The sequence below is a fragment of the Acidiphilium sp. PA genome (genome assembly GCF_026191915.1).
GTDB lineage: Bacteria > Pseudomonadota > Alphaproteobacteria > Acetobacterales > Acetobacteraceae > Acidiphilium.
Genome location: NZ_JAIMBY010000014.1, coordinates 1 through 26,007, shown reverse-complemented (window position 1 = coordinate 26,007; position 26,007 = coordinate 1). Strand labels below are relative to the sequence as shown.

23 protein-coding genes and 1 tRNA gene are annotated in these 26,007 nt (G+C 66.6%); 19 read left to right on the top strand and 5 right to left on the bottom strand.

Translation table 11 applies throughout. The features are described from left to right. Positions 1-216 precede the first annotated feature (216 nt). From AruPA_RS15170 to AruPA_RS15150, 5 genes are all read left to right on the top strand, one after another. The gene (locus AruPA_RS15170; protein ID WP_265637588.1) at positions 217-1,695 is read left to right on the top strand and encodes an NAD-dependent succinate-semialdehyde dehydrogenase; all 1,479 of its coding nucleotides are present in this window, start codon (positions 217-219) and stop codon (positions 1,693-1,695) included. Continuing rightward, positions 1,692-2,213 (top strand): (2Fe-2S)-binding protein, encoded by a 522-nt coding sequence (locus AruPA_RS15165; RefSeq protein ID WP_265637587.1) that lies wholly within the window; start codon positions 1,692-1,694, stop codon positions 2,211-2,213. The genes AruPA_RS15170 and AruPA_RS15165 overlap by 4 nt, the downstream gene beginning before the upstream one ends. Next, the gene (locus AruPA_RS15160; RefSeq protein WP_265637586.1) at positions 2,213-3,196 is read left to right on the top strand and encodes a xanthine dehydrogenase family protein subunit M; all 984 of its coding nucleotides are present in this window, start codon (positions 2,213-2,215) and stop codon (positions 3,194-3,196) included. Before AruPA_RS15165 ends, AruPA_RS15160 begins: the two co-directional genes overlap by 1 nt. A 2-nt stretch (positions 3,197-3,198) precedes the next feature. Beyond that, positions 3,199-5,442: a xanthine dehydrogenase family protein molybdopterin-binding subunit gene (locus tag AruPA_RS15155; protein WP_265637585.1), complete on the top strand. Its 2,244-nt coding sequence runs from the start codon at positions 3,199-3,201 to the stop codon at positions 5,440-5,442. A 238-nt stretch (positions 5,443-5,680) separates the two neighbouring features. Continuing rightward, on the top strand, positions 5,681-6,364 hold the full coding sequence (locus tag AruPA_RS15150) for a Crp/Fnr family transcriptional regulator (protein WP_265637584.1): 684 nt from the start codon (positions 5,681-5,683) through the stop codon (positions 6,362-6,364). Here the strand turns inward: AruPA_RS15150 and AruPA_RS15145 are convergent, their stop codons facing one another. Both AruPA_RS15145 and AruPA_RS15140 read right to left on the bottom strand, forming a co-directional pair. Next, positions 6,365-6,622 (bottom strand): hypothetical protein, encoded by a 258-nt coding sequence (locus tag AruPA_RS15145; protein WP_265637583.1) that lies wholly within the window; start codon positions 6,620-6,622, stop codon positions 6,365-6,367. It abuts the gene before it with no gap. A gap of 129 nt (positions 6,623-6,751) precedes the next feature. Further along, positions 6,752-7,279 carry a ferritin-like domain-containing protein gene (locus AruPA_RS15140; RefSeq protein WP_265637582.1) on the bottom strand — a complete coding sequence of 176 codons (528 nt, stop codon included), beginning with the start codon at positions 7,277-7,279 and terminating at the stop codon, positions 6,752-6,754. A 133-nt stretch (positions 7,280-7,412) separates the two neighbouring features. On the opposite strand from AruPA_RS15140, the gene AruPA_RS15135 reads away from it, so the two are divergent. Next, positions 7,413-7,502, top strand: a tRNA-Ser gene (locus tag AruPA_RS15135). Positions 7,503-7,710: 208 nt separating this feature from the next. Here AruPA_RS15135 and AruPA_RS15130 read toward each other — a convergent pair. Further along, positions 7,711-8,460: a sulfite exporter TauE/SafE family protein gene (locus AruPA_RS15130; RefSeq protein ID WP_265637581.1), complete on the bottom strand. Its 750-nt coding sequence runs from the start codon at positions 8,458-8,460 to the stop codon at positions 7,711-7,713. Positions 8,461-8,608: 148 nt separating this feature from the next. On the opposite strand from AruPA_RS15130, the gene AruPA_RS15125 reads away from it, so the two are divergent. The 13 genes from AruPA_RS15125 (at position 8,609) to AruPA_RS15065 (ending at position 24,259) form a co-directional block, all read left to right on the top strand. After that, the gene (locus tag AruPA_RS15125) at positions 8,609-10,105 is read left to right on the top strand and encodes an LssY C-terminal domain-containing protein (protein ID WP_265637580.1); all 1,497 of its coding nucleotides are present in this window, start codon (positions 8,609-8,611) and stop codon (positions 10,103-10,105) included. Continuing rightward, entirely contained in the window at positions 10,102-10,782 is a 681-nt protein-coding gene (locus tag AruPA_RS15120) for a heavy metal response regulator transcription factor (protein ID WP_265637578.1), read from the top strand. Before AruPA_RS15125 ends, AruPA_RS15120 begins: the two co-directional genes overlap by 4 nt. After that, positions 10,775-12,244: a heavy metal sensor histidine kinase gene (locus AruPA_RS15115; protein ID WP_265637577.1), complete on the top strand. Its 1,470-nt coding sequence runs from the start codon at positions 10,775-10,777 to the stop codon at positions 12,242-12,244. Before AruPA_RS15120 ends, AruPA_RS15115 begins: the two co-directional genes overlap by 8 nt. Positions 12,245-12,322: 78 nt before the next feature. After that, the gene (locus AruPA_RS15110; RefSeq protein ID WP_265637576.1) at positions 12,323-13,708 is read left to right on the top strand and encodes a TolC family protein; all 1,386 of its coding nucleotides are present in this window, start codon (positions 12,323-12,325) and stop codon (positions 13,706-13,708) included. Further along, positions 13,705-14,622, top strand: a complete 918-nt coding sequence (locus AruPA_RS15105) for a hypothetical protein (RefSeq protein WP_265637575.1) — start codon at positions 13,705-13,707, stop codon at positions 14,620-14,622. The genes AruPA_RS15110 and AruPA_RS15105 overlap by 4 nt, the downstream gene beginning before the upstream one ends. Further along, positions 14,619-17,726, top strand: coding sequence for an efflux RND transporter permease subunit (locus AruPA_RS15100; RefSeq protein WP_265637573.1), 3,108 nt, complete (start codon positions 14,619-14,621; stop codon positions 17,724-17,726). Before AruPA_RS15105 ends, AruPA_RS15100 begins: the two co-directional genes overlap by 4 nt. Before the next feature lie 24 nt (positions 17,727-17,750). Next, positions 17,751-18,257: a Cupredoxin gene (locus AruPA_RS15095; RefSeq protein WP_265637572.1), complete on the top strand. Its 507-nt coding sequence runs from the start codon at positions 17,751-17,753 to the stop codon at positions 18,255-18,257. Positions 18,258-18,499: 242 nt separating this feature from the next. After that, a complete protein-coding gene (locus AruPA_RS15090) occupies positions 18,500-19,516 on the top strand; it encodes a site-specific DNA-methyltransferase (RefSeq protein ID WP_265637670.1) in 1,017 nt (338 codons plus the stop codon). Continuing rightward, a complete protein-coding gene (locus AruPA_RS15085) occupies positions 19,513-20,433 on the top strand; it encodes a YicC/YloC family endoribonuclease (protein WP_265637570.1) in 921 nt (306 codons plus the stop codon). Before AruPA_RS15090 ends, AruPA_RS15085 begins: the two co-directional genes overlap by 4 nt. 6 nt (positions 20,434-20,439) lie before the next feature. Continuing rightward, entirely contained in the window at positions 20,440-21,021 is a 582-nt protein-coding gene (gene gmk, locus AruPA_RS15080) for a guanylate kinase (RefSeq protein ID WP_265637569.1), read from the top strand. Positions 21,022-21,066: 45 nt separating this feature from the next. Beyond that, a complete protein-coding gene (locus tag AruPA_RS15075; RefSeq protein WP_265637568.1) occupies positions 21,067-21,999 on the top strand; it encodes a LysR family transcriptional regulator in 933 nt (310 codons plus the stop codon). Positions 22,000-22,190: 191 nt separating this feature from the next. Continuing rightward, positions 22,191-23,183 carry a Hint domain-containing protein gene (locus AruPA_RS15070; RefSeq protein WP_265637566.1) on the top strand — a complete coding sequence of 331 codons (993 nt, stop codon included), beginning with the start codon at positions 22,191-22,193 and terminating at the stop codon, positions 23,181-23,183. A 47-nt stretch (positions 23,184-23,230) separates the two neighbouring features. Further along, positions 23,231-24,259 carry a Hint domain-containing protein gene (locus AruPA_RS15065; RefSeq protein ID WP_265637564.1) on the top strand — a complete coding sequence of 343 codons (1,029 nt, stop codon included), beginning with the start codon at positions 23,231-23,233 and terminating at the stop codon, positions 24,257-24,259. Between the two features lie 35 nt (positions 24,260-24,294). Here the strand turns inward: AruPA_RS15065 and AruPA_RS15060 are convergent, their stop codons facing one another. Further along, the gene (locus AruPA_RS15060; protein ID WP_265637562.1) at positions 24,295-24,795 is read right to left on the bottom strand and encodes a DUF3291 domain-containing protein; all 501 of its coding nucleotides are present in this window, start codon (positions 24,793-24,795) and stop codon (positions 24,295-24,297) included. A 33-nt stretch (positions 24,796-24,828) separates the two neighbouring features. Further along, positions 24,829-25,416: a hypothetical protein gene (locus tag AruPA_RS15055; protein ID WP_265637560.1), complete on the bottom strand. Its 588-nt coding sequence runs from the start codon at positions 25,414-25,416 to the stop codon at positions 24,829-24,831. Positions 25,417-26,007 lie beyond the last annotated feature (591 nt).

Below are 26,007 nucleotides of genomic sequence, written 5' to 3'. Positions count from 1 at the left end.
GATAACGGGCCAAATGCAATCCCGGCCGCTCTGGCCCAAGCCACTAAAACCGCCGCGAACCCAGAGGACCAAAAGTGTTTTGCTTCTTTTTTCCCAAAAAAGAAGGTCTTCCCTCACGTCCTTCCCCGATCACCCCGACCGCATTGTTTTGCATCCGGCGGGTTCTGATTCGACCGAGGCATCCCTATGTGATGCCGCAGTGAAGTGGAGGATGCCATGCTGGACCAGCCGAGCAAGCTGAAATTGAGTGACCCGACCTTGCTGCGTGAGGCCAATTTGATTGGCGGCAAGTGGGTGGGGGCCGATGATGGGGCGACGATCGAGATTTTGAATCCGGCGACGGGCGCGTTGGTCGGCCGGGTCCCCGCGATGGGCGCGGCGGAGACGCGGCGGGCGATTGTCGCGGCGGATGCGGCGCTGGCGGGTTGGCGGGGCATGCTCGCCAAGGAGCGCGCCAGGATTTTGCGCAAATTATTCGATCTGATGATGGCAAATCAGGACGATCTGGCCGTGATCATGACAGCGGAGCAGGGCAAGCCGCTGGCGGAGTCCAAGGGCGAGATCGCGTATGCCGCCGGGTTCATCGAGTGGTTCGGTGAGGAGGGAAAGCGGATTTATGGCGATACGATTCCGGAAAATGCCAAGGGGCGCCGGATCATCGTGCAGAAGCAGCCGATCGGCGTGTTTGCCGCGATCACACCGTGGAATTTTCCGGCCGCGATGATCACCCGCAAGGCGGGGCCAGGCTGGGCGGCGGGCTGCACCGGCGTGATCCGGCCGGCGAGCCAGACGCCGTTTTCCGCGCTGGCCCTGGGCGTTTTGGCCGAGCGTGCCGGCATGCCGCCGGGTGTGTGCAATGTGATCACCGGCCCGTCCGGCCCGATCGGCGGGGAATTGACCGCCAACCCGATCGTGCGAAAGCTGAGCTTTACCGGCAGTACCGGGGTGGGTGCGAAGTTACTGGCGCAATGCGCGCCGACGATCAAAAAGACCTCGATGGAGTTGGGCGGCAATGCGCCGTTCATCGTGTTCGACGATGCCGATCTCGATGCGGCGGTGAAGGGCGCGATCGATTCCAAATTCCGCAATGCCGGCCAGACCTGTGTGTGCGCCAATCGTTTGCTGGTGCAGGACGGCGTGTTCGATGCGTTCACCGCGAAGCTTAAAATTGCCGTCGAAGCCTTGAAGGTCGGCAACGGGATGGATGACGGCGTCACCCAGGGGCCGTTGATCAACCGCGCCGCGGTCGAGAAGGTCGAGGAACATATCGCCGATGCGGTGAAGCACGGTGCGCGCGTTGTTACCGGCGGCAAACCGCACGCAATGGGCGGACTGTTCTTCGAGCCGACCGTGCTGGCGGATGTACCGCGCGAGGCGTTGATTTTCCGCGAAGAAACATTCGGGCCGGTGGCGCCGCTGTTCCGCTTCAAGACCGAGGACGAGGCGGTGGCGATGGCGAACGACACCGAGTTCGGCCTTGCGAGTTATTTCTATGCGCGCGACGTCGGCCGGATTTTCCGCGTGGCGGAAGCGCTGGAGTACGGCATCGTCGGCATCAACGAAGGCTTAATTTCGACGGAGGTGGCGCCGTTCGGCGGTGTCAAATCCTCCGGCCTGGGCCGCGAGGGCTCGAAATACGGAATCGAGGATTATCTTGAAATCAAATATCTGGCGTTAGGGGGCATTGGCTCATGAGCGGTAACGACACGATGGGTAACGCGGCGATCGGTCCGCGCATGCGGGTGACACTGACGGTCAACGGCACCGATCACGACATTCAACTCGATCCGCGCACCACGCTGCTCGATGCGCTGCGCGAGCATCTGGGCCTGACCGGCACCAAGGTCGGCTGCAACCACGGCACCTGCGGCGCGTGCACCGTGCATGTCGATGGCCGTCGTCAATTGTCTTGCCTGATGCTCGCGGCGGCCGCGGCGGGTTCGGCGATCACCACGATCGAGGGACTGGCCGGCGCCGATGGTGCACCGCACCCGATGCAGGCGGCGTTCGTCGCGCACGATGCCTTGCAGTGCGGCTACTGCACGCCCGGGCAGATCATGTCGGCGGTCGCGTGCGTGGCGGAGGGTCATGCGGGGTCGGATGACGAGATCCGCGAATATATGTCCGGCAATCTGTGCCGCTGTGCGGCCTATCCGAACATCGTTGCGGCAGTGCGCGAAGTTGCGGGTTCGACGATGGCGGAGGCCGCCTGATGCGCCCGTTTCTATACAGCCGTGCGATGACGCTGGAGCAGGCGATGAGCGAGGCGGCGCAAAGCCACGCCGCGATCATGGCCGGCGGCACCACGCTGGTCGATCTGATGCGGGGCGATCTGGCAGGGGCCGAGCACGTGATCGACATCGGTCATCTGCCCGGTCTGGCCAAGGTTGAGCTGGATGGCCCGGTGCTGCGGTTCGGCGCGCTGGCGCGGATGGCGGATGTCGCGGAGCTGCCGTTTCTGAAACAGAATTACCCTGCGCTGGTCGAGAGTTTGCAGCTCGCCGCCTCGCAGCAGATCCGCAACGCGGCCACGCTGGGCGGCAATTTGTTGCAGCGGACGCGCTGCGTTTATTTCCGCGACGGCGTGTCCGACTGCAACAAGCGCGTACCCGGCTCCGGCTGTGCGGCGCTGGACGGCGAGGATCGCGAGATGGCGCTGTTCGGAACCTCCGACCGGTGCGTGGCAACCTATCCGGGCGATTGGGGAACCGCGCTGGCGGCGTTCGATACCAGCGTCGAGATCAGTTCGGCCTCGGGGACCAAGACCGTGAAGTTTGCCGATTTTCACGTGGCCTATGGCGATGATCCGGCGCGCGAGAGCATTTTGCAGCCGGGCGAGATCGTGACCGCGATTCTGGTGCAGGCGACGCCGGCGGGACGCCATTCGACCTATGTGAAAGTGCGCGACCGGCAGAGCTATGCCTATGCGGTGACATCGGCGGCGGTCGCGCTGGAACTCGATGGTGATCGCGTCACCGCCGCGCGGGTATCGGTGGGCGGCGTTGCCAGCAAGCCGTGGCGCGCGCCGGCGGCGGAGGCGGCGCTGGTCGGCAAGGTGTTGAACGAGGCGGTGGCGCTGGACGCGGGCAAAGCGGCGTTCGCCGATGCCAGGCCACTGCGCCACAACGGATTCAAGATCGATCTGGGGGCCCGCACGGTGGCGCGGGCCGCCATGGTCGCGAAAGGAAAGCATTGAGCATGGATATCAATATGGGTAACGGCGGCATCGGCGAGCCGGTGGTCCGCCGCGACGCGATGGCCAAGGCGCTGGGTCTCGCGCAATACGCCGCCGATTTTCCGCATGAAAACACCGCCTATGCGGCGTTGACGCTGAGCAAGGTGGCGCGCGGGCGGATCAGCCGGCTCGACACCGCGGCGGCCGAGGCGGTGGCAGGGGTCCGGCTGGTCCTGACTCATCGGAGCCTGAACGAGAGCCTCGGCGACGAGACCTTCGTGATGAAGGGCGGGCACATGCAATCCTCCTTCCTGCCGCTCTCCTCCGATGAGATCCATTACGCCGGGCAGATCGTGTCGCTGACGATCGCCGATACGCAGGAAGCGGCGGAGGAAGCGGCGCGGCTGGTCGCGATCGACTACACGACCGAGCCGGCTTCGGCATCGATCGACGATGCCGGGCTGACCGAGGAACCAGCCGACAGCGGCATCGATGTGGGTGACGCCGAGGCGGCGTTCGCGGCGGCCGAGGTCAAGGTTGATGCGACCTACCTGACACCGGCGCAGCACCATAACCCGATCGAACTCTATGCCGCGGCGGCGGCCTGGCGGGACGGCAAACTGCTGATCAATCTGCCGAGCCAGTGGGTGATGGGCACGCGCGCGGGACTGGCCAAGGTGTTCGGCATCCCGGTCGAGGATGTGCAGGTGGAAAGCCCCTATGTCGGCGGGGCGTTCGGCGCCAAGGCGTCGATCCTGCCGCATGTCGTGCTGGTGGCGATGGCGGCGCGGCGGCTGGGCCGACCGGTGAAGCTCGTCGTGCCGCGCGAGGCCGGCTTCACCGTGGGCAGTTTCCGCCCCGCCGCACGCAGCCGGGTGCGCCTGGCGGCGACGCGTGAGGGGAAGCTGACGGCGGTGATGCATGACGAGGTCGGCCAAAGCGCGGTGATCGACCATGTCGCGTTTCCGGGCATGGAGGCGACCTCGAAAATGTATGCCTCGCCGAACATCCGCATGCGCTCTGCAACCGTTGCGACCGATGTGAACACGCCGGGCTTCATGCGGGCGCCGGCCGAGGCACCGAGCTTCTTCGGCTTCGAGAGCGCCATGGATGAACTGGCGGTCTCGCTCGGGATCGACCCGGTCGAACTGCGGATCATGAACGAACCCGCGCGCGATCCGGTAAGCGGCCTGCCGTGGAGCAGCCGTTCCCTGGTGGAATGCTACCGGCGCGGGGCCGCGCTGTTCGGCTGGAGCGCCCGCAACGCCAAGCCGGGTTCGATGGTGGCGGCGGATGGCACATTGATCGGCTACGGCTGTGCGACCGCGACCTATCCTTCGGCGATGGCGCCATCCTCGGCGCGGGTGCGGCTTGCCGCCGATGGCTCGTGCGTGGTGTATTGCGCCGCGCATGACGTCGGCACCGGCGCCTATACCGTGCTCGGTCAGGTGGCGGCGGACGTGCTGGGCGTGCCGGATGAGCTCGTCACGGTCGAGATGGGGCACAGCAGGCATCCCTCCGGCCCGGTTTCGGGCGGCTCGATCACCACGGGCTCGGCCGGTTCGGCGGTGCATATGGCTGCACGCGCGGTGCGCGAACGCCTGTTCGCGACAGTTGCGGGCGGGCAGGATCGTACGAAAATGACGCTGGCGGATCGGCACGTGGTGCTGCCCGATGGGTCCCGGCGCGCGATCAGCGACATCATTGGCGGCCTGCCGGGCGGCGTGATCGAGGAGCAGGCCGACTGGAAACCGACCGATATGGACGACAAGACGATGCGGCAGGGTCTCGCCGGCGGCATGGCGTTTGCCGGGCCGGTGGGTGAGACACATGTGTCGTTCTCGTTCGGCGCGCAGTTTGCCGAGGTGCGGATCGATCCGCTGCTGCGCACGATCCGGGTGGCGCGCATGGTGGGCGTGTTTGCCTGCGGCCGGATCATCAACCCGCGGACCGCGCGCAGCAATCTGATGGGCGGCATGATCTGGGGTGCCAGTTCCGCACTGCTCGAGCAATCGCAGGTCGATCGGGCGCGCGGGCGGTTCGCCAATACCGATCTGGCATCATATCATTTTGCCGCGAATGCGGATATCGGCGAGGTGGTGGTCGAGATGCTCGATGAGCATGATAGCGTGGTGAACGCGATCGGCGCGAAGGCGGTCGGGGAGGTCGGAATTGTCGGCGTGCCGGCGGCGATCGCGAATGCGGTCTACCACGCGACGGGTGTGCGGGTCCGCAAGACGCCGATTCTGATGGAGGATTTGCTGTAAGGGAAGAAAGGAGGGGAAGCGCTTCTTTTTGTAAAGAAGAAGCAAAAAACTTTTATTTGTCTGGGTCTGTGCTTACGAAAACGCCCGTGCACCAAATTAAAGAAAGTTTTTTGCTGCTTTTTTACAAAAAAGCAGTGCTTCCCTCTCCGTGCGCGTGTACGCCCCGACGTTGCGATCCATTGGCGTTTTCGTTACTGATGTGACGTGATGACGGTTTGCGCAGGCTCGGTTTGACGTGATGATCCGCGACGGTCGGCAATTGCTGGGCCGGATTCCGCTGTTTGCGCCGTTTCGCCCGGCCGATCTCGATGCGTTGTTCGGCTGCGCGTATGAGCGGACGATGCGCGCGGGCGAAACGCTGTTTCAGCGCGGTGATCCCGGCGTGTCGATGATGGCGATTCTGGCCGGCGAGGTGCGGATTGTGCTGCCGAGCGAGGACGGCCAGGATCAGGTGCTGAATGTGCTGACCCAGGGCGCGGTGTTCGGTGAGATCGCCCTGTTCGACGGAAAATCCCGCAGCGCGGATGCGGTCGCGGTGACCAACGGCCGGCTGCTGGTGATCGAGCGGGCGGCAACGCTGCGCCTGATGGAGCAGGACAGCGGCTTTGCGCACCGGGTGGTGGAAATCATCTGTGCCCGGCTGCGCGCAACGATCGCGCAACTCGATTCGATGGTGTTTCAAGACGTCAATCAGCGCTTGATCATGTATTTGCTGCGCCGCCACGACGAGCGGGGGCTGGCGCGGATCGATATTACGCAGAGCGCACTAGGCCGTGTGGTCGGGTCGGCCCGTGAGACGGTGAACCGGCGGTTGCGGGACCTCGAAATGCAGGGGCTGATCGCCCTGTCGCCAGGGCGGATCACCATTCTCGATCGTGCCCGGCTGGCGGCACTGGTATCGTCGATCTCGCCGGTGGCGTGATCAACCGAGCGGGCTTTGTGCAAGAAACACCGGCAGATCGTGGACGATGAGCGGGTAGGCCGCGATTGCGAAACCCGTGACCAGCAAGATGGCTGCCACGAATGGCAGGGCGGGAGCGACATTCGAGGCCAATTCGCGAAGTTTGGAATGTTTGGCAGGCTTGCTGAAACTGGCGAGTTCGTGGTCGGTCGCGCCGAGCGATGTAACCGCGGTTGCCTTGGGTTCAGCGAGGACGATGTGGCGATAATGGTTGTACATGTCGAATGCCTTTCTGATGGAGGGCGATCATGTCGCCGTCCAGGCATTCATAGTCATTTCATGTCCTGCGTTCTGTGATTGGTGTCACATAACTCGTTTCGGGGGCGCTATCAATCGCGCATGATCCGTTCAGGCGAGCAGATCCTGCATGTCGGTGGCGTGGTCTTCCTCGTCCTGCAGGATGATTTCGAGCATTGCGGTGGTCTGCGGGTCGGAATCGTGAAAATGGTTGATCAGATCGGTGTAGTATTCGACGACCGATTGTTCGGCCTTGAGGTTCTGGGCGATCATGCCGTCGAAATCGGCGTTGTAATCCATCGCGAGGCCCGACATCAGGCCCTTTGGTTGGAAATTGGGCACGCCGCCGAGTTGCTCGATCCGTTCGGCCACCATCCTCGTGTGCTTGCGCTCGTCGTTCGCTTGTTCCTGGAACTCAAAGCCGACCCGTTCTTCACGCAGGCCGCGGGCGGAGACCGACATCATGGTGTAGCGCCAGACGCAGACGATCTCGATCGTGAGGGCCGCCTGTAACAGCGAGATGGCGTCGTCCGCGTGCGCGGGGCGGGACGGGGCGGCCAGGAACTCCTGCACACTCGACCGCAACGCGACGACGTCGCGGAGAAACAGATTGTCGGTGGACACCATGGTATCGGCCATCGGCTTGAACTTTCGCGGTGGAACCTGTTTAACGTGATGAATATCATAAAGCTTTTGCCGTGCGAGGCAACGCAAGCCCGGTCGGCCTTGAGTAGCGACGAGGGCCGGGGTACATCGGCGAGACGAAGCCGTTGGATGGGTGACCGAGCGGTTTAAGGTAGCGGTCTTGAAAACCGCCGAACGTGAAAGCGTTCCGTGGGTTCGAATCCCACCCCATCCGCCACTGTCGCGTATGGCGCAGCCACACCTTACCCGCACCGTCTAAGATATTGTCGTTTCTCAGCGGGATGCACCGTCTCTGTCCCATTCGACGTGGCGCTATCCCGCGGTCTGCGGGTGTTGAAGTTGCGGTATGCGGCGGATGCGAAGCGCGTTTTGCTGGAGATGATCAACCAGGCGCCGATGATCGAAAGGCGCCTCGCCGCCCGGGGTCATAAACGCACCGCTGAAAGCGCACCCGCGATGCCGGCCAGCCCTATGATACCGGTCACGACATGCGCGAACCTGGTCGGGGAGACGCGCCGTACCGCCCGGATGCCCGTGAAGGTACCGAGGCCGGCGGGCGGTAGCAGCCAGAGGCCGGAGGCGAGCCATCGCGCGCGTGCGACGCCGGTGGCGAGCGCGATCGCAATGGCTAAAACATAGCCGAGCAGGTTGAATACGACGAGGATCGACCGGCTCTCGTCGATGCCGCGGCCCTGCCACGCGACGATCAGCGCCGGCACCGGCCCGCCCATGCTGGTGCAGCCGTTCAGCGCCCCGCCCAGAACCGCCCCGGCGGCAAGTGGACCGGCGCCGGAGCGGATCGCAATGCGGACATCGGCCAGGCGCAGCGCCGTCACCGCGATCGCAACGCCGGCGATAATCAGCTTCAACGTCGCCGCATCGATCACGCCAAGCAGCATGATGCCGAGCGGCGTGCCGATCACCGTGCCGATCACCAGCGGCACGGTCCGGTCGCGTGCGATCGCGTGACGCAGTTCGGCGATCACCCCGAGGCTCATGACCGTGCCGAGCACCAGCGCCACGAACACCACCTGCCGCGGATTATGTGACAGCAGCGACATCACCGGTGTGAACACGACCGCGAAGCCAAACCCCGCGAACCCCTTCACGAAGCCGGCCGCGAACCCCGCAAGACCGGCGGCGAGGAGAAACCAGGGTGTCGTCGCAAGCAGCATGGTTCGGCCCGATGGTGAAATCGTCGGTCAGACGTCAAACGCGATGATGGGATGTGCTATGACATGACGGAGCGCCGGTATCCAATCGGTGGGTGGCGCAGGCGGCGATGTTGGGCATCCGGCCCGGGCCGGACTATGATGCGTTGGCATGACGCGTGACATGATCCTGATCGGGCTGGGGCTGGGCGGCGTTGTGCTGCTGGGCGTCGCGGCCGCGCTCGCCTGGGCCACCGAGGCCGCGGTGCGTGTTCTGGTGCCGATCCTGGCCGCCTCCGGCGCGCCGGCGAGCCTGCTGCCGCGCCGCCTGCGCACCCTGCTCGACCCCGCACGCGCCGAACTGCCGGGCATCGCCGCCCTCGGGGTGCTGCTGGTCGCCAGCCTGTGGCTGCTGTTCGGCGTGATGCAGGACCTGATCGCCGGCGATCCGCTGGTACAGGCGGATCACGCGGTGCTGCAACTGCTGCTCTCGCTGCGCGTCCGCTGGGCGCTGCGGCTGGCGGTCTGGTGCAGCGCGCTGGGCAGCGGCGCGGTCGTGGTGGCGCTGGGCATCGGCATCGTGCTCTGGCTCGACCGGCGGCGCGCCTGGCGCGCCATGGCTTATGCGATCACCGCCGCGATCGGCGCAATCCTGTTCACCGCGGGGCTCGATGTCGCGCTGGGCCGGCCGGCACCGTTCCTGCGCCCCACCGGCTTGAGCCTGCTGCCGTTTCCCGGCACGCATCTTGCCGTGCTGACCGCCTTGCTCGGCTTCATGGGCGTGGTGATCTGCCGCAGCGCCGGCGCGTTTTGGCGGATTATGATCGTCGGCGCCACGCTGCTGTTTCTGGCGGGGCTGCTCACGGCGCGGCTGTATCTCGGGGCGGATTATCTCTCGACCGCGCTCGAAGCAATCGCCTTCGGCGCCGCCTGGGCGGTGCTGCTCGGGCTGGTCTATCTGGTGCATCCGGCCGAGGCGGTGCGCCCGGCGGGGTTGGGGTTGATGATCCTGGTCGTGATCTTCGGCGTCGGCGGGGTTTCCGGCGCGATCGGCCAGCGCGCCGCCCTGCGCGATGCGACACTGACGACGGGCAGCCTGACCATGTCGCGCGGCGCGTGGTTGCATGGCGGCTGGGCGCGCCTGCCGCGCCGGCCGCTCTCGCTGCTCGGCCGGTTCGGTCATCCGTTCACGGTGCAGTTTCTCGGTCCGCCGGGCGCCTTGCGCCACGATCTGGCCGCGCATGGCTGGCGCCAGCCGCCGCCGTGGCAAGTGGCGACGCTGCTGCGCTTCCTGGGAAGAGGGGCAGCACCCGGCGCCCTGCCAGTGGTGCCGCGCTTCGATGACGGCCGGCTGCCCGCCCTGGTGATGATCCGCGCCGGTGGCACGCTGCCGGCCGATCGGCGCCTGGTGTTCCGCCTGTGGCGCTCGCGCGTCATGGTGCCGTCGCGCACGGGCGGGTTTGCGCACATCTGGCTCGGCGCGGTCTCGACCGAGCGCATTCGCCGCATCGGATCGATCTTCCCGTTGCCGCTTGAAATCGGCGCCGATGCCGGGGCCAGGAACCATCTGATCCGCGCGATGACCGCACCGATCGTAATCGACCGTGCCGTCGGCGGCGAACCGCTCCGCCTCGCTTTCGTTGCGGCACAAGGACCGTCCGCGCCATGAAGCTCCTGATCGTCGAGGATGAACCCAAGACCGCCGGGTTTCTGAAAAAAGGCCTCGAAGAGAACGGCTTCAGCGCCGACATCGCGAACGATGGGGCGATCGCGGGCTCGCTGATCCGCCAGGGCGCCTATGATCTGGTCATCCTCGATGCGATGTTGCCGGGCGTCGATGGCTGGACCCTGTTGAAGGACATGCGCCAGCGGCGCGATCACACGCCCGCGCTGTTCCTGACCGCGCGCGACGCGGTGGCCGACCGCGTGCATGGGCTGGAGCTGGGCGCGGATGATTATCTGGTCAAGCCCTTTGCGTTTTCCGAATTGCTCGCGCGCATCCGCACCATCTTGCGCCGCGGGCCGCAGCGCCAGGCCGCGACGCTGCAGGTCGCCGATCTGCTGATCGATGTGCAGCGCCACCGCGCGCTGCGGTCCGGCCGGCCGCTCGATCTGACGCCGAAGGAGTTTCGGCTGCTCTCGCTGCTGGCCCGGCGCGCCGGTGACGTGATCACCCGCACCCTGATCGCCGAGCAGGTGTGGGACATCAATTTCGACAGCGGGGCCAATGTCGTCGATGTGCACATGCACCGTCTGCGCGCCAAGGTGGACGATCCCTTCCCCGTCCGGCTGATCCATACCGTGCGCGGGATCGGCTATGTGCTCGAGGATCGCTCCGGTGCCTGACCAGGGCGGATTGCCGGCGCCGGGCGCGGCCGCGCGGGCAGCGGTGCCGCATGCCGCCGGCTCGATCGTGATCCGCATGACGGCGTGGTACGCCGGGACCAGTTTTCTGCTCATCCTGATCGCGGCGAGCGTGCTGTATGGCACCGTGGCCGGCAATCTGCGCGCGGAAGATCGGCGCATCCTGACCGATACGGCGGCCAATCTGCGGTTGCTGACGGCCGATGTACCCCGCGCTGCCGGGCCGGATACCCGTGCATCGCGCCTCGTCCTGCCCGGTTCGGGTTTCATCTGGTTCCGGCTGATCGCGCCGGACGGCCGGATCGAGCGTGAGACCGCCGGTATGGACCGCGCGGTGCCGCTGGCCGATTTCGCGGCGCTGCTGGCGCTGCGCCCCGGCGCGCAGGATTTCGCGACGGTGCAGAACGAGCACGGCACCCCGTTCGAGTTGCTGAGCGAGCGGTTCGGCGCCGGCCGCACCGAGACCATCGTGCAGGTCGCGATCGACCGGGCGCGCGACCAGCGGGTGCTCGTCAAGGATCGCGAGCGGCTGCTGTTCATGCTGATCCTGTCGCTCGGGCTGTGCGCCGCGATCGGTTATGCCATCGCGCGTGGCGGCATCCGCCCGGTGGCGCGGATCGCGGCGGCGGCGGGCAGCATCCGCGCCACCACCCTGCACGAACGGCTCGATACCGCCGATCTGCCCGACGAACTGCAATCGCTGGCCGCGACGTTCAACGACATGCTGGACCGGCTGGAAGCCTCCTTCGCGCAGGTCTCGCAATTTTCGGCGGATGTCGCGCATGAGCTGCGCACGCCGGTCAATAATCTGCGCGGTGAGCTCGAGGTCGCACTCGGCCGGGTCCGGTCCGCGCCGGATTACCGCGATGTGCTGGGATCGGCGCTCGAGGAATGCGGCCGGATCAATCGGGTGATCGACAGCCTGCTGTTTCTGGCGCGTGCCGAGGCCGCCGGTGCGGCGCCGCGCCGCGAGGCGCTGGACATCGCAGCGGAACTCGAGGCAATCCTGGAGTTCTACGAGCCGGCGGCGCTCGACTCCGGCATCAGTCTGGCATTGCACGCCGATGCGCGGCTGATCGCCCCGTGCGATCGCACGCTGTTCCAGCAGGCGGTCGGCAATCTGGTCGCCAACGCGATCGCCCATACCGGCCGGGGCGGCACGGTCACCGTGGCGCTGGGATCGGATGCGGTCAGCGCACCCGCGCCGATGCTGCGGATCGATGTGGCCGATACCGGCAGCGGCATCGCGCCCGCGCATCTGCCGCATGTGTTCGACCGGTTCTACCGCGCCGATGCGGCGCGTTCGAGCCGCGGCGGCAATTTCGGCCTCGGTCTCGCGGTGGTGCGCAGCATCGCCACGCTGCATGGCGGCACGGTCTCGATCGCGAGCACACTCGGGATCGGCACCGTGGTCAGCGTGCGTCTGCCGCTCGCCGCCGGCTGAACAAATTTTCGTTTCTGACGCTTCCGTCAGGTTCGTGTTTATCAAACGTCAGATTGCGCTGGTAACGGCTCGGTCGACATGAGCCCGATGATGGATTCGACCTGCCGGCGGCGATGCGGATGGCGCGCTGTGATGCTGGCCGCGCTGCTGCTGCCGGCGACGCTCGCCGGTTGCGCGCGCTATGTGCCGCGCCCGATCGATGCAGCCACCAGCGCCTCCCACCTTGCGGCCCGCCGGCTCGATGACGCGGCCTTGCGCCGGTTTCTTGCCGCGATGGGTCATCCCACGCCGCGCTGGGGCATCGGCACGCTCACGCTGGTTGCGGTGTTCGAGCGGCCGGACCTGCGGATCGCGGTGGCGGACCAGGCGATCGCAAGGGGCGGGTTGGTCGCAGCCACCGCCCTGCCGAACCCGACGCTCGGGCTCAGCCCCACCTTCAACACCGCTGCCGGCCTGCCGTCACCGATCAAGATCGGTCCGATCGTCGATTTTATGATCGACAGTTTCGGTGCCCGCGCGGCCGATGCCGCGGCGGCGCGGGCGAACATCGCAGCGGCCCGCGCGGCGATCCGCACGGCCGCCTGGCGTGAGCGCGCCCGCGTGCGTGATGCGCTGCTCGCGGTCTGGCAGGCGCGCGCCGAGGCCGCGATCGCCGATCGGGCGGCGCGTACCGCCGCCGCCAGCCAGATCGTGCTTGAACAGCGGTTCACGGCCGGCATGATTGCGGCACCCGTGCTCACCGCCGGGCAGATCAATGCCGAGCAGACCGGCTTCGCCGCCGCCGAGGCGGCGCGGCGCAGCGCGCTCGCATTGACGCGTCTGGCCGCCGCGATCGGCATGCCGGCGGCGGCGCTGCGCGGTATTCCGCTCGATCTCGCCGCGTTCGACACCGTGCCACAGCCGCATGATGTCGCGCGCCTCGCGCGCGCCGCGCTGATCGGCCGGCCGGCGGTACGCGCGGCACTCGCCACCTATCGTGCGGCGCAGGATCGATTGCGCGCCGCGATCGACCGGCAATATCCCGGCTTCACCATCGGGCCTGGCTATCATTACGACCAGGGCGACAACAAATTCCTGCTCGCGCTGTCCGTGCCGCTGCCGGTGTTCAACCAGAACGAGGGGCCGATCGCGATCGCGCGTGCTCAACGCCGCCGCGCCGCCGCGCGGTTCGATGCGGTGCAGCAGCACGTGCTCGCCATGATCGATCAGGCGCGGGCCGATCTGCGCGCGAGCGCGGTCGCGCTGCGTGCGGCCGATCGCAGCGTCGCCAGCACCGACCGCACCGCGGCCGCCGCTGCACAGGCGTTTCACGTCGGTGCCAGCGGCAGGCTCAGCCTGCTGGGGGCGCGGCAGGCGGCGATCGTGGCCCGGCAGGACGCGCTGACCGCCCGCGTGCAGAACCTGGCCGCGATCGGTCGGCTGGAAGATGCCCTGCATCATCGTTTCTTCAGGAGTTCCCCATGATCCGTCGCGCGCTCATCCTCGCCGGACTGGCCCTGCTGCCGCTGCCGGCGTCGGCCGGTGGCACCGAGCCGGTCGCCGTGATCGGCAGCGGCCCGGCGCTCGCCGGCGGCGTGCGCACCGCGACACTGGCACTGACCCGCTTTCAGCCGGCGCGCGAGGCCGATGGCGTCGTGATCGATCCGGCCGGCTTGCTGACGCTGCGGGCGGCGTTGATCAACGCGGGCATCCGCGCCCATCTCAGCGCGGCGGAACTCACGCGCACCCACGAGTTATACCGCGCCGGTCAGAACGTCTCCGCCGCCAGCCTGCAACAGGCCGAGGCGGCCGATGCGCTCGCCACCGCGCGCCTGCAGGCACTCACTGCCCAGGCGATCGCCCGGTTCGGCCCGGCGCTCGCCGGCATGATGGCGCAGCCGACCGGTCCGGTCGCCGCCATCGCCGCCGGCAAGGCCGCGCTGGTCGCGGTCGCGCTCACCGCGAGCCCGCCGCCGCGGGCCAGCGGGCGGGATGCCGCCGGTGCACCGATCACGCTGAAGCTCATCGGCGCCATGGCGCATGCGCCGGCCGGGCGGATCGGGCCGGGCGTCTACTACCGCGCGCCGCTGCTGCCCGCCGGCGAGCCGTTAGCACTCCATCTCGATCAGGCGGATGCCCATCGCGGCTACCTGATCCCGGCCTCGGCGATCATCTATCAGCCGGGGCGCCGGGCCATCTTTGTCGAAACCGCGCCGCACCGCTTCAGCATGGTGGCGCTGCGCGGTGCCGTACCGGTGCGAACCGGTGGCCGTTTGCGCTATGCGTTCGTCCGCCGCGCCAACCTGCCGCCGCACCCCGCCGTGGCGATCGCCGGCGCGGGATTGCTGCTCTCGATCGTCGCCAGCCATAACGGCCAGACGGGCGGCCGCACACGATGATCGAGGCGATCATCCGCCTGTCGCTGCGCTATCGCCTGCTGGTCGTGCTCGGCATCGCGAGCGTGGCTCTGTCCGCCGCGGCCGCGCTGCCGGCGGCGCATTACGGCGTGTTTCCCGAATTCGCGCCGCCCACCGTGCAGATCCAGACCAACGCCAACGGCCTCAATCCGCGCGAGGTCGAGCACACCGTGACCGACCGGCTGGAGCAGGGGTTGAGCGGCCTGCCTGGAATCGCCGCCATCCGCTCGGAGTCGAGTGCCGGCCTGTCGGTGATCAACCTGGTGTTCCACGGCGGCACCGATATCGCGGCGGATCGCGCGAGCGTTGCCGGCCGGCTGACCAGCCTGACCGCCGCGCTGCCGCCGCGCGCCGTGCCGGTGATCATGCCGCGCCAATCCGCGACCGGCACGGCGGTGGTGATCGGGCTCGATGCACCGGCGATGTCGCTGATGCGCCTGAGCGCGATCACGGAGACCACCATCCGCCCCGCGCTGCTGGCGGTGCCGGGGGTTGCCAATGTCGTCGTGTTCGGCCTGGCGCTGCCGCGGCTGGAAATTCAACTGGACCGGCGCGCGCTGCTCGCCAGCGGCTTCGGGCTCAACCAGGTCGCGACCGCCGCGCATGATGCGAGCACCTTGCTCGGCGGCGGCTTCATCGATACCGGCAACCAGCAACTCGTGCTCGATGCCCATGGCCAGACCCGCGACGCTGGCGCGCTGGCGCAAAGCCTGCTCGGCGAACACGCCGGCCTGCCGGTCACCCTCAGCGATGTCGCACGCGTCATCACCGCGCCGCCGCCCCGGTTCGGTGCCGCGCTGGTCCACGGCAAGCCGGGCCTGCTGCTGATCGTTTCCTCGCTCGCCGGGGCCGATACGCTGCGCGTCGCGCATGGCGCCGAACAGGCGCTCGCCGCGGTCACCCCGGCGCTGCGCCGCCAGGGCATCGAAATCGATGCGCATGCCCTGGCACCCTCGGGTTTCGTGCGCGAAGCTTTGAGCGATCTGGGCCGGGTGCTGCTGATCGGCGCCGTGCTCATCCTGATCGTGCTGCTGCTCGCCCTGCGTGACTGGCGGATCGCGTTGATTTCGTTCGTCTCGATCCCGGTGGCGCTGCTGTTGGCAACCCTCGTGCTCCGCGCCCTCGGTGTCACCATGAACACTATGGCGCTCGCCGGCCTCGCCATCGCGCTCGGCGAAATCGTCGATGACGCGGTGGTGGATATCGAAAACATCAACCGGCGGCTGATCGAAAACCGCGCACGCGCGACGCCGCTGCCGGTGCTGCGGGTGATCCGCGATGCCTCGGTCGAAGTGCGCAGCGCGATCATTTTCGCGACGTTATGCGTTGCGGTGATGTTCACCCCGGTGCTGTTGTTGGGGGGTGTGGCCGGGCGGTTGTTCGCCCCGCTCGGCATCGCCTATCTCGCGGCGATCATCGCCTCGCTGTTCGTCGCCCTCACGCTCACCCCCGCGCTCGCCGGGCTGCTGCTGGCGCGCCGCACCGGCGGGGCCGCACATGTGCCGATGCAATCGGCGCGCAGCGCCTACGGCCGCCTGCTCGATGGCGTCGCCCGCCGTGCCGGCCTGCTCGCGCTGATCGCCATTGTGTTCGTAATCGGCATGGGCGCCTCGCTGCCGCTGGTGCGCACCCAGTTTCTGCCGCAGTTCCGCGAGCAGGATATGATCGCCCATTACCTTGCCGCCCCCGGCACCTCAATCAAGACGATGCTGACGATCGGCCGGCATGTCGCCGCCGTTCTGGGCCGGATGCCCGAAGTGGCCGATGTGGTCGAGCATGTCGGCCGGGCGACGCTCGGCAACGGCCACCCCGATGTCAACAAGGCCGAAGTCGACATCACGCTCAGCCGCAGCGGCAACGCCCATAATACGGTGGCGGAGCGCAAAATTCTCGCCGCGATCGATACCGTGCCCGGCGTGCGCTGGTGGGCCAACAGCTTCCTGACCGAGCGCATCCACGAAACCCTGTCCGGTTTCACCGCACCGCTGGTGATTTCGGTCTATGGCGACACGCTCGCGAACATCGCGGCGGACGCCGACCGTATCCTGCACGCCATACGCCCGATCAAAGGCGTCATCGTCGCATCCGTCGCCGCCCCGCCGAACACGCCTGAACTGGCGATCGCACCCGACCGCGCGGCCATGCTGCGCTACGGCGTTACCGCACGCGCGCTGCTCGCCGCCATCAATATGGGGTACGCCGGCGATCGGGTGGGCCAGGTCTATCAGGGCAGCGTGATTGAACCGATCGTGATCACCCTGCCCAAAGCCCGCCGGGCCGATCCCGATGCGCTGCGCAGCCTGCCGATCGAGGCGGTCGATCATCGCATCGTGCCGCTCGGTCTGGTCGCCCACATCCGCCAGACCAGCGCGCCGGCGCTCATTCTGCACAATGCCGGGCGCACCGAACAGGTGATCACCGTCAATACGCGACCCGGTTTCGGCGATGCCGTGCTCGCGGCGATCAAGCGCCGCATCGCCACCCTGCATCTGACCGGCAATGCCTATGTGACCTATGGCGGCAGTGCCGTGGCCGGCGGCGCGGCGCGGCGTTCGCTGTTGATCCATGCCGGCATCGCGTTGGTCCTGATCGCAGCACTGGTGGCGCTCGCGCTGAAATCGGCGCGCGGTGTCGCGCTCATGGCGCTCGGCCTGCCGTTCGCGCTGGCGGGCGGCATCGCTGCCGCCTGGCTGTTCCTGGCCGGCACGATCAGCCTGGGCGCGATGGTCGGGCTGGTCACGCTGTTCGGCCTGTCGCTGCGCAACGGGCTGCTGCTGCTGATCCACTATGCCAGGCTGGTGCAGACCGACGGGCTCGCCTGGTCGGCCGCGACCGCACGGCGTGGCGCGATGGATCGTCTGCCCGCCATCGTGATCACCGCGACCGTCACCGCGATCGGGTTGCTGCCGCTCGCCCTTGCCAACGGCGCGCCGGGGGATGAAATCGAGGGGCCGATGGCCATCATCATCCTCGGCGGCCTGTTCACCGCGACCATGCTCACCCTGCTGGTGCTGCCGCGCCTCGCTTCCCGCTACCTGCGGATCGGCCCGCCAGTCAACGACGGGTTGGACCCGCCAGACCATTGATCGATCACACGAAAGGACACCACCATGCGCCACCTCACCCGCACAGCCCTGATAGCCGCCGCGCTGGCCTCGCCGCTCGCAGCCCGCGCCGCCGCGCCGAAGCCGGTTTATATCCACATGAACGGGGCCAACATGTTCCTTGAAAACCCGGTCGCCGTGCGCCCGGGTCAGAAGGTGATCTTCGTCAATGAAGATACCGGCGGGCATACCATCATCGGCTACCGTGCGAGTTCCGGCAAAGTCAGTTCCCGCTTCGATGGCGCGGTCGCAGGCACCAAGGGCGCCGGCAGCCCGGTGCACACCTATACCATCAGCTTTCCGCATCAGGGCATCGTGCATTACTACTGCTCGGTCCATGCGGTTCTTGCCAAGGAACCCGGCGGGCGCACCGTTGCCAAGGTCCGCCCCGGTGTCCATGGCTTCGGCGACCCGATGGCCGGCACCATCATCGTCACCACCGATCCCAAACTGCTCGCCGACAACCCGAAAACCGCCAGCGAAAAGATCCTGCCCGGTTATTTCGGCGGCTGATCGCGGCCGGGACGCGCAGGGCGGGCCAAGGCAGGGCAGGGAGTGCGTTTTCCTTGAAAGACGGAAACAAATTAGTCTCTCGCCCGGCCCGTCTTCCGCGATCCCGGCGCGAAGCCCATTGACGCGACTACGGCGGCTTCGTCAGGTATAAGGGTCGAAACCTGCTGAGGCTGCCCTTGCCCTTGTCCGCAATTCGTGAACTGCCGCTCGACCAGTTGCTTCTCGGCGATGCCGCCGAGACGATGCGGATGCTGCCTGATGCATCGATCGACTGCATCTTCGCCGATCCGCCATACAACCTGCAACTGCGCGGGGAATTGCGGCGGCCCGATGATAGTCTGGTCGACGGGGTGGATGACGATTGGGATAAGTTCACCGACTTTGCCGCCTACGATGCGTTTTCGCGGGCATGGCTGAGCGAGGCGCGGCGGCTGCTGCACAAGGACGCGACAATCTGGGTGATCGGGTCGTATCACAATATTTTCCGCCTCGGCGCGATCATGCAGGATCTGGGCTTCTGGATCCTGAACGACGTGATCTGGCGCAAGACCAATCCAATGCCGAATTTCCGCGGCCGGCGGTTCACCAACGCTCATGAGACGATGATCTGGGCGGCGCGCGAGCCGAAATCCCGCTATCGTTTCAATTATCAGGCAATGAAGTCATTGAACGACGACACGCAGATGCGCAGCGACTGGACAATCCCGCTCTGCACCGGCAACGAGCGCTTACGCAACCAGCATGGGCTGAAACTGCATCCGACGCAGAAGCCCGAGGCGTTGCTGCACAGGGTTATTCTCGCGGCGACCAATGTGGACGACGTGGTGCTCGACCCGTTTTCCGGCACGGCGACGACGGCGGCGGTGGCCAAGCGGCTGAACCGGCATTTCATCGGGATCGAGCGGCATCCCGCCTATGTCGAGGCGGGGTGGGCGAGGCTGCGCGCGCTGCGCGCCGCGCCGGCGCATCTGACCAGTTCGGCAACCAACCGCCGCGAGGCGCCGCGGATCGCCTTCGGCGTGCTGGTGGAGCGGGGTCTGGTGCCGCCGGGAACGGTACTGCACGACCGGTTGCGGCGGGTTGCGGCCACGGTGACGGCGGATGGCACGATCATCGCCGGCGCGCACCGCGGCTCGATCCATCAGGTCGGTTCGCTGGTGCAGAACGCGGCAAGCTGTAACGGATGGACGTTCTGGCACGTCGAGCGTGACGGCAGGCTTGTCGCACTGGATCATGTGCGCGAAACCTTGCGGCCATGAACAACCCGATTGCGCCCACGCTTGCATCGATGACCGGCTTCGCCCGCGTGGCCGGCGTGCATGCAGCGACCAGCTATGCCTGGGAGCTCCGGAGCGTGAACGGCAAGGGATTTGACCTCAAGCTGCGGCTGCCGCCCGGGTTCGATGCGCTGGAACCGGCACTGCGTGAGGCAGCCGGGCGCCGGCTGAAGCGTGGCAATGTTTCGGTGACGCTGACGCTCAAGCGTGACGCCGCGGCCGGCAATGTGATCGACGAGACGGTGCTCGAGCGGTATCGGGCGCGCGCGGTGGCATTGGCGGCGCAGATTCCCGGCGCGCCGGTGCCCTCTGCGACGGCGTTGCTGGCATTGCCGGGGGTAATCCGCCCGGTGAGCCACGATGCCGTCGAGATCGACGACGATGAAGTGGCGCAGGCGGCGTTGGCGAGTGAGCTGGCGGTGAGTTTCGAGGCGGCGCTGGGTGACCTGGCCGCAGCACGGATTGCCGAAGGCGCTCGGCTGGGCGTGCTGATCGCGGCGTTTCTCGATCGGATCGAGGCGCAGGTCGAGGCGGCGTGGGGACGGGCCGATGACCAGGTGGCCCAGCATCGCGCCCGGTTGGAAGCGGCGCTGGCGACTTTGTTGAGCGAGGCAAATCCGCTCGCACCGGATCGGCTGGCGCAGGAAGTGGCCCTGCTGGCCAGCAAATCGGATGTGCGCGAGGAGCTGGATCGCCTGGGTGCTCATTGCGCCGCGGCGCGGGCGCTGCTGGGTGAGACGGTGCCGATCGGACGGCGATTCGATTTTCTGATGCAGGAATTCAATCGCGAGACGAACACTTTGTGCAGCAAATCGACCTCGCTGGCGCTGACCGAGATCGGGCTCGAGCTGAAGGTGGCGATCGAGCAGTTGCGCGAACAGGTGCAAAATATTGAATAATCCCCGATGAAGCGGCGCGGGCTTTGCCTGGTGCTGGCGGCGCCCTCGGGTGCGGGCAAGACATCGCTTTCACGCGCGTTGCTCGATGGCGACACGTTCATGTCGCTCTCGGTGAGCGCCACCACCCGCGCGCCGCGGCCGGGCGAGCAGGAGGGCGTGCATTATTATTTCAAGACGCCTGAAACCTTTGCGGCGATGATCGCCGCGGGGGAATTCCTGGAACACGCCAACGTGTTCGGCCGATCGTATGGCACGCCGCGCGCGCCGGTCGAAGCGGCGTTGGCGGCCGGGCGGGACGTGCTGTTCGATATCGACTGGCAGGGGTACCGCCAGCTCCGGGCGGCGCTGCCGAATGATGTGATGGGCGTGTTCATCCGCACGCCGACGCTGGAGGATCTGCGGACCAGGCTCATCCGGCGCGGCGACGACGCGGCGACGATCGCACGCCGGATGGCCGAGGCGGAGACCGAACTCGCGCATCAGACCGAGTTCGATTTCATCATCGAAAATCGCGATTTCGAGGTCGCGCTGAGCGATCTGCGGGCGGTGCGGCGGGCGTGCCGGCTGATGACGTCGCGGCTCGCCTAGTCCACGCAGCGTTGTGTTCACGCCGCACCTGGCTAGAGTGACGGCTTGGACATCGCCCCACCCCGCCTGTACCTCTATTTCGATGCGGTGATCCGCCACGGGTCGATCCGCGGCGCGGCGGAGGCTATGCGCGTCGCCGCTTCCGCGGTCAGCCGCCGTATTCTCGACCTTGAAGCCGAACTCGGCGCGGCCTTGTTCGACCGTTCGCAGAAAGGCGTGCAGTTGACGCCGGCCGGTGAAATCTTTGCCGCCCATGTCCGCCGTGTGCTGGCCGATGTGCGCCAGACCAGCGAGGCATTGCGGGAATTGCAGGGGCCGATGCGCGGCCATGTTATCGTCGCCTCCGCCGAATCCGCGGCGATCGAACTGCTGCCCGGCATCATGGTGCAATTCCAGCAGCAATTTCCGCATGTGCGGTTCAGCGTCGCGGTGGGCACGCCTGCGGCCCTGCTGGAAGATCTGCTGGATGACCGGGCGGATCTGATCCTGACCCATGAGGAACCGCGCCATCATGATGTCGCGGTGCTTGCGCAGATCGGCAAATCATTCTGCGCCATGATGCGCCAGGATCATCCGCTGGCCAACCACCCGATCCTGTCGATCCATGATTGTCTCGACTACCCGATTGTTTTGGCCGAGGCCGACCTTGCGGCACGGGCTCTGGTCGATACCGCCCTGGCTGACACCGCTGCAACCGTGCGAGGCAGCGGCGTTCGGACCAAACCAGTGCTGATCACCAATATGTTCGAAGTGATGAAGCATTATGTGCGGCTGACCGATGCGGTTTCTTTTCAGTTCCACTTCGCCGGTAGCGGCCGCGCGCCGCTCGACGGCGTGATTGCGATCCCGCTCGCGGACCGGCCGCTTGCCAGCGCACGGCTCTTCCTTGCCGCCCGCCGGGGCCGGGTTCTGTCCAGCAGCGCGCAGGCCGTGGCCGATGTTCTGCGGTCTGATCTGTCCGGCGCCAATCAGGACTGAAGCAGGACGACGCGTACTGATTTCGGCAACAGGGTGGCCTGATCATTATGCTATCCGTTCAGTTCAGGCATGGTTAACAACAGAAGCCGGAATATTGAACGAAACCTTTCAAGCCGACGCATTATCGAAGGTCTGTATTGGCAATGACCGAATCTCCAAGCGTTATACCGCTCGTGCCCAGGTTTGACTCCGTGACCGCGCCTGGCGGAATTACCGGCAACACGGAGGTCGCTATCCGGAGGCGTCGGCGCGCCGTCGATGCGGGCCCGCCGCCCTGTTTCGTTGCAGGAACCCGCATTCTGACCGCCAGAGGCGAAGTGGCGGTGGAGCATCTGCGCGCCGGCGACGCGCTGGTCCTGGCCGATGGCCAGACCGCACCGCTCGTCTGGCTCGGACACCGGCGGATCGACCTGCGCCGCCACGCCCATCGTGACCGTGACCTGCCGGTCCTGATCGAGGCCGGAGCGATCGCCGATGGCATGCCGCGGCGCGACCTGATGCTGTCGCCTGATCATGCGTTGTATCTGGAGGGGCATCTGATCCCTGCCAAGGTGCTGATCAATGGCGTGACCATCCGACAGGTCGCGCTGGATGCGGTCATGTATTATCATGTCGAACTGCCGGTCCATGCCGTGGTGCAAGCCGAGGGTGTTCCTGCGGAATCCCTTCGCAAGACCCCCACCCGCGCAGGGTTCGACAACGCCGACGGGCCGCTCGTTCTGCACCCCGCATTCGCGCCAACCCGGCGCGAAATGGAGGGGTGCGCGCCGGTCGCGGTCTCGGGCCGTATCGTCGAGCGGGTCCGTCGCCGGTTGCTCGCGCGCACGGGCATCATCACCACCAGTGATCCCAGGCTCGTCATCCGGCGCCGGGCCGACGGTGCCGCGATTATCGAAAGTCGCAGCGCGATTCCGGGGCACATTACGCACGATCCGCGCGATTGCCGCCGGCTTGGCATCAAGGTCGCGACATTGACGATCGACGGGGCGACTTTGCCGCTCGGGCACACGGCGCTGACGAAGGGCTGGCATAAGCCGGAAGCCGATGGGCGCTGGACCGACGGGGCGGGGGTGATCCCTGCGTCCCTGCTGTCGGATTCGTCGGAAATTGCCGTCACGCTTGCCGCCACGCTGGCCTATCCGCTCGTGGGGTCCGCGGCGCAACCGCGGCATTCAGCGCGCTGATCAGCTTGCCTACCCTTTTGACAGTCCAACCCAACCGGAGATCAAGCATGCCCGGCACCACGATCGATCGTACCATGACTGTCGGCATGACGCCTGGCACCGCCGGTGGTGCGAGATCCTTTATTGTTGCTGATCTGGCGTTTCACGCCTCCGATTCGGGGGTGCCGGCCGATACCGCGGGCGTGACCATCGGCACGCGCATTCTGACCATGCGGGGTGAGGTGCCGGTCGAGGAACTGCGGACGGGTGACCGCGTCATCTGCCATGATTACAGGCCCGCGCCGATCGTGCGGATCAGCCGGCGGCGGATAAAGCTGATTTCCCACCCGGCGCCTGCGATGGTGCAACCGATCCTGGTGCGCGCCGGCGCGCTGGCGCATGAGCTGCCCCGGTGCGACCTGTTGGTATCGCCCGATCAGGCGCTTCTGCTGGATGGCCATTTGATACCGGTCAGATCGCTGATTGATGGCTATGCGATCGTGCAGGTGGCGCGCCGTCTCGTGACCTATTTCGAGATCGAGGTGCCCGAACCCACGGCTCTGCTGGCCGAGGGCATCGCGTGTGAAACATCTTTCGAAGCCGGGGATCGCACTGTGTTCGATGATGTGACGCCGATGCGTTGTGATCCTGAGCGCGCGGCGGGTGGGCGGCAGGGCGCTCGGTTTGCCCCGTTCACCGAAGCGGGCGCGGCGGTCGAGACGGTGCGCGCGCGCATCCTGGCGCGCGCGCCGGTGCCGACCACCGATGATGCGGCCGTGCTGATCCATCACTGCGCCGATGGCTCGGCGATGATCACGAGCCGGAGCACCATCCCGGGCTATCGCCTGGCGGACCCGCGCGACCGCCGCGCGCTTGGCATCAAGATCGCCGCACTGACGATCGATGGGAGGCCGGTCCCGCTCGATCATCCGGCGTTGACGGAGGGCTGGTACAGTCCCGAAGCCGACGGGCGCTGGACCGATGGTGCCGGTGTGATCCCGGCCGCGCTCGTGGCCGGGGGACGCGAGATCGCCATCACGATTGCGGCGACGCTTGCGTATCCGCTCTCGGCGCTGCCGCCGTCGGCTGAGGTTTAGCAGCGCAAGGGCGCCGGGCCACCGTGCCGTAGCCCTCATGCCCGCGGCATGAGGGCTACGGCACGGGTCGGGCGGGGCGGGGCGAAGCCCAATGTGGCATGGTTGGGGCCGGGATTGCGGAGTTTCGACGGGCGACCTTCGGTTCGCATCCGGCGGTCGGCTTCGTGCCAGTTTGGTTGCGCTGCATTGTCCTGCATCCAGTGCACGATGCTCGCCTCGTCGCACCAATCGAGCAGTTTCGACATTGCAGTGAGATGGGCCCCTGTTGTCATGTAGGCGCGCATCGCGCTCTGGTCGCGCCAGAGGGTCATGGTCCAGAAGGTCAGTTTGCGATCGGGCAGGAGGGAGCCGCCTTGAAAGCCGGGCGTGTGTTTGCACTGGCGGACCGATTTCAGGGCGTAAATCATGAATGACGGCAGGAAACGGACCGAGCGGAGGCGCAGGCGGGTGATACTGACGAAAGTCATGGTTCTGTCCGGGGTTCTGGTGGTGATGCGGGTGGAGCGAAGGGCGATGATCGGCGGGGCGCGGTTCAAATTAGTTTCGATATTGCAACGAAATCGATGGAATCAGGCAGGGACGGCTGGGAGGTTCGAATTTCGGTGCACGCAGTCCGGTGGCGGTGCGGGCGTGGGTGGTGGGACGGGGTCCGGGAGGATCTGTGTCGCGCGGGATGATTGGGGGTGCTCGATGGGGACGGGCCTGGCCTCGGCTGCGGGTTTGGGGATGGCGAGGATGGCGGGGCGTTCGATGCCGAGGGCTTCGAAGAGGGGGCGGAGGATGCGGCCGATGGCGGGGTTGGTTTCGATCAGCTGAGCCATGGTGGGGTCGGCGAGCAGGTCGCGGAGTTGCTGGGCGGGGTAGGTGACGGCGGCGGGCATGTCCGGTGTGCCGGGGAAGACGCGGGGCAGCCAGCCGAAGCCTGCCGGCAGGGATGGGCGTTCGGTGCGGCTGGGTTTGGCTGGGGTGGGGCGCTTGCGGCTTCGGGTGGGGCCGCGCAGGACGGCGCGGGCGAAGCGGGCGGCGATGCCGGTGAGGCGCTGCCAGATGGCGATGATTCTGGCCCCCGGCAGGTGTTGCGCGTGGCCCTGCCGGACGGCGATTTCGGCAAGCATCGCCATGATGAGGGCGAAGCGGTCGAGGAGTGAGATCGTCAACGGGGTTGGGGCGGTGCGCACAAGGGGAGATAACCATGGTGGGCGGGGGGTGAGAAAGGAAGAAAGCGCTTCTTTTTTGAAAAAAAGAAAGCAAAAAACTTTTGGTGCTCTGGGTTTGGGGCGGTTTTATCGACTTTGGGTAATGCTGGCCTGATCGCATGCTGGCTGGTTTTTGCGCGTTGCCGGCGCAGCCTATGAGTCTGGTTAGGCGGGACCCTTCATTATGCGCAATCCGCCAGCTCATGGCAGGTCGATGACGTCACCGAAACGAGGATGAACACGATCACGTCGGGCACACGTAGATCGCTGGTCATAGGGCGCCGCCTCATCGGTCGGAAAATTGGCCGCGACATCAACACCTCCATCGATGATTCTTGGCAGGGTGCATGAAATCGTAGAGTGATGGCTTGACCTGCATCCGAAACGCCATGATCGTTTCGCGCTGCATCACTCTAACGAAGACACGACAGACTACCCATCACCAAGACGGTACGGATTCGATCGTCGTCACTCGTAAACGGCATGTATTTGAAGGGCGTCAGCTCTTTGTCATCCGGAGCCTCATAAGACGGGGTGTCCCTGAGTTTCTTG

Excerpts from the sequence above, each read along its gene's own strand:
- AruPA_RS15160 (WP_265637586.1), top strand. The coding sequence starts at position 2,213 with ATGCGCCCGTTTCTATACAGCCGTGCGATGACGCTGGAGCAGGCGATG.
- AruPA_RS15110 (WP_265637576.1), top strand. The coding sequence starts at position 12,323 with ATGAGCCCGATGATGGATTCGACCTGCCGGCGGCGATGCGGATGGCGC.
- AruPA_RS15085 (WP_265637570.1), top strand. The coding sequence starts at position 19,513 with ATGAACAACCCGATTGCGCCCACGCTTGCATCGATGACCGGCTTCGCC.
- AruPA_RS15090 (WP_265637670.1), top strand. The coding sequence starts at position 18,500 with ATGCGGATGCTGCCTGATGCATCGATCGACTGCATCTTCGCCGATCCG.
- AruPA_RS15095 (WP_265637572.1), top strand. The coding sequence starts at position 17,751 with ATGCGCCACCTCACCCGCACAGCCCTGATAGCCGCCGCGCTGGCCTCG.
- AruPA_RS15065 (WP_265637564.1), top strand. The coding sequence starts at position 23,231 with ATGCCCGGCACCACGATCGATCGTACCATGACTGTCGGCATGACGCCT.
- AruPA_RS15145 (WP_265637583.1), bottom strand. The coding sequence starts at position 6,622 with ATGTACAACCATTATCGCCACATCGTCCTCGCTGAACCCAAGGCAACC.
- gmk (WP_265637569.1), top strand. The coding sequence starts at position 20,440 with ATGAAGCGGCGCGGGCTTTGCCTGGTGCTGGCGGCGCCCTCGGGTGCG.
- AruPA_RS15125 (WP_265637580.1), top strand. The coding sequence starts at position 8,609 with ATGACGCGTGACATGATCCTGATCGGGCTGGGGCTGGGCGGCGTTGTG.
- AruPA_RS15155 (WP_265637585.1), top strand. The coding sequence starts at position 3,199 with ATGGATATCAATATGGGTAACGGCGGCATCGGCGAGCCGGTGGTCCGC.
- AruPA_RS15120 (WP_265637578.1), top strand. The coding sequence starts at position 10,102 with ATGAAGCTCCTGATCGTCGAGGATGAACCCAAGACCGCCGGGTTTCTG.
- AruPA_RS15100 (WP_265637573.1), top strand. The coding sequence starts at position 14,619 with ATGATCGAGGCGATCATCCGCCTGTCGCTGCGCTATCGCCTGCTGGTC.
- AruPA_RS15140 (WP_265637582.1), bottom strand. The coding sequence starts at position 7,279 with ATGGCCGATACCATGGTGTCCACCGACAATCTGTTTCTCCGCGACGTC.
- AruPA_RS15130 (WP_265637581.1), bottom strand. The coding sequence starts at position 8,460 with ATGCTGCTTGCGACGACACCCTGGTTTCTCCTCGCCGCCGGTCTTGCG.
- AruPA_RS15170 (WP_265637588.1), top strand. The coding sequence starts at position 217 with ATGCTGGACCAGCCGAGCAAGCTGAAATTGAGTGACCCGACCTTGCTG.
- AruPA_RS15105 (WP_265637575.1), top strand. The coding sequence starts at position 13,705 with ATGATCCGTCGCGCGCTCATCCTCGCCGGACTGGCCCTGCTGCCGCTG.
- AruPA_RS15150 (WP_265637584.1), top strand. The coding sequence starts at position 5,681 with ATGATCCGCGACGGTCGGCAATTGCTGGGCCGGATTCCGCTGTTTGCG.
- AruPA_RS15165 (WP_265637587.1), top strand. The coding sequence starts at position 1,692 with ATGAGCGGTAACGACACGATGGGTAACGCGGCGATCGGTCCGCGCATG.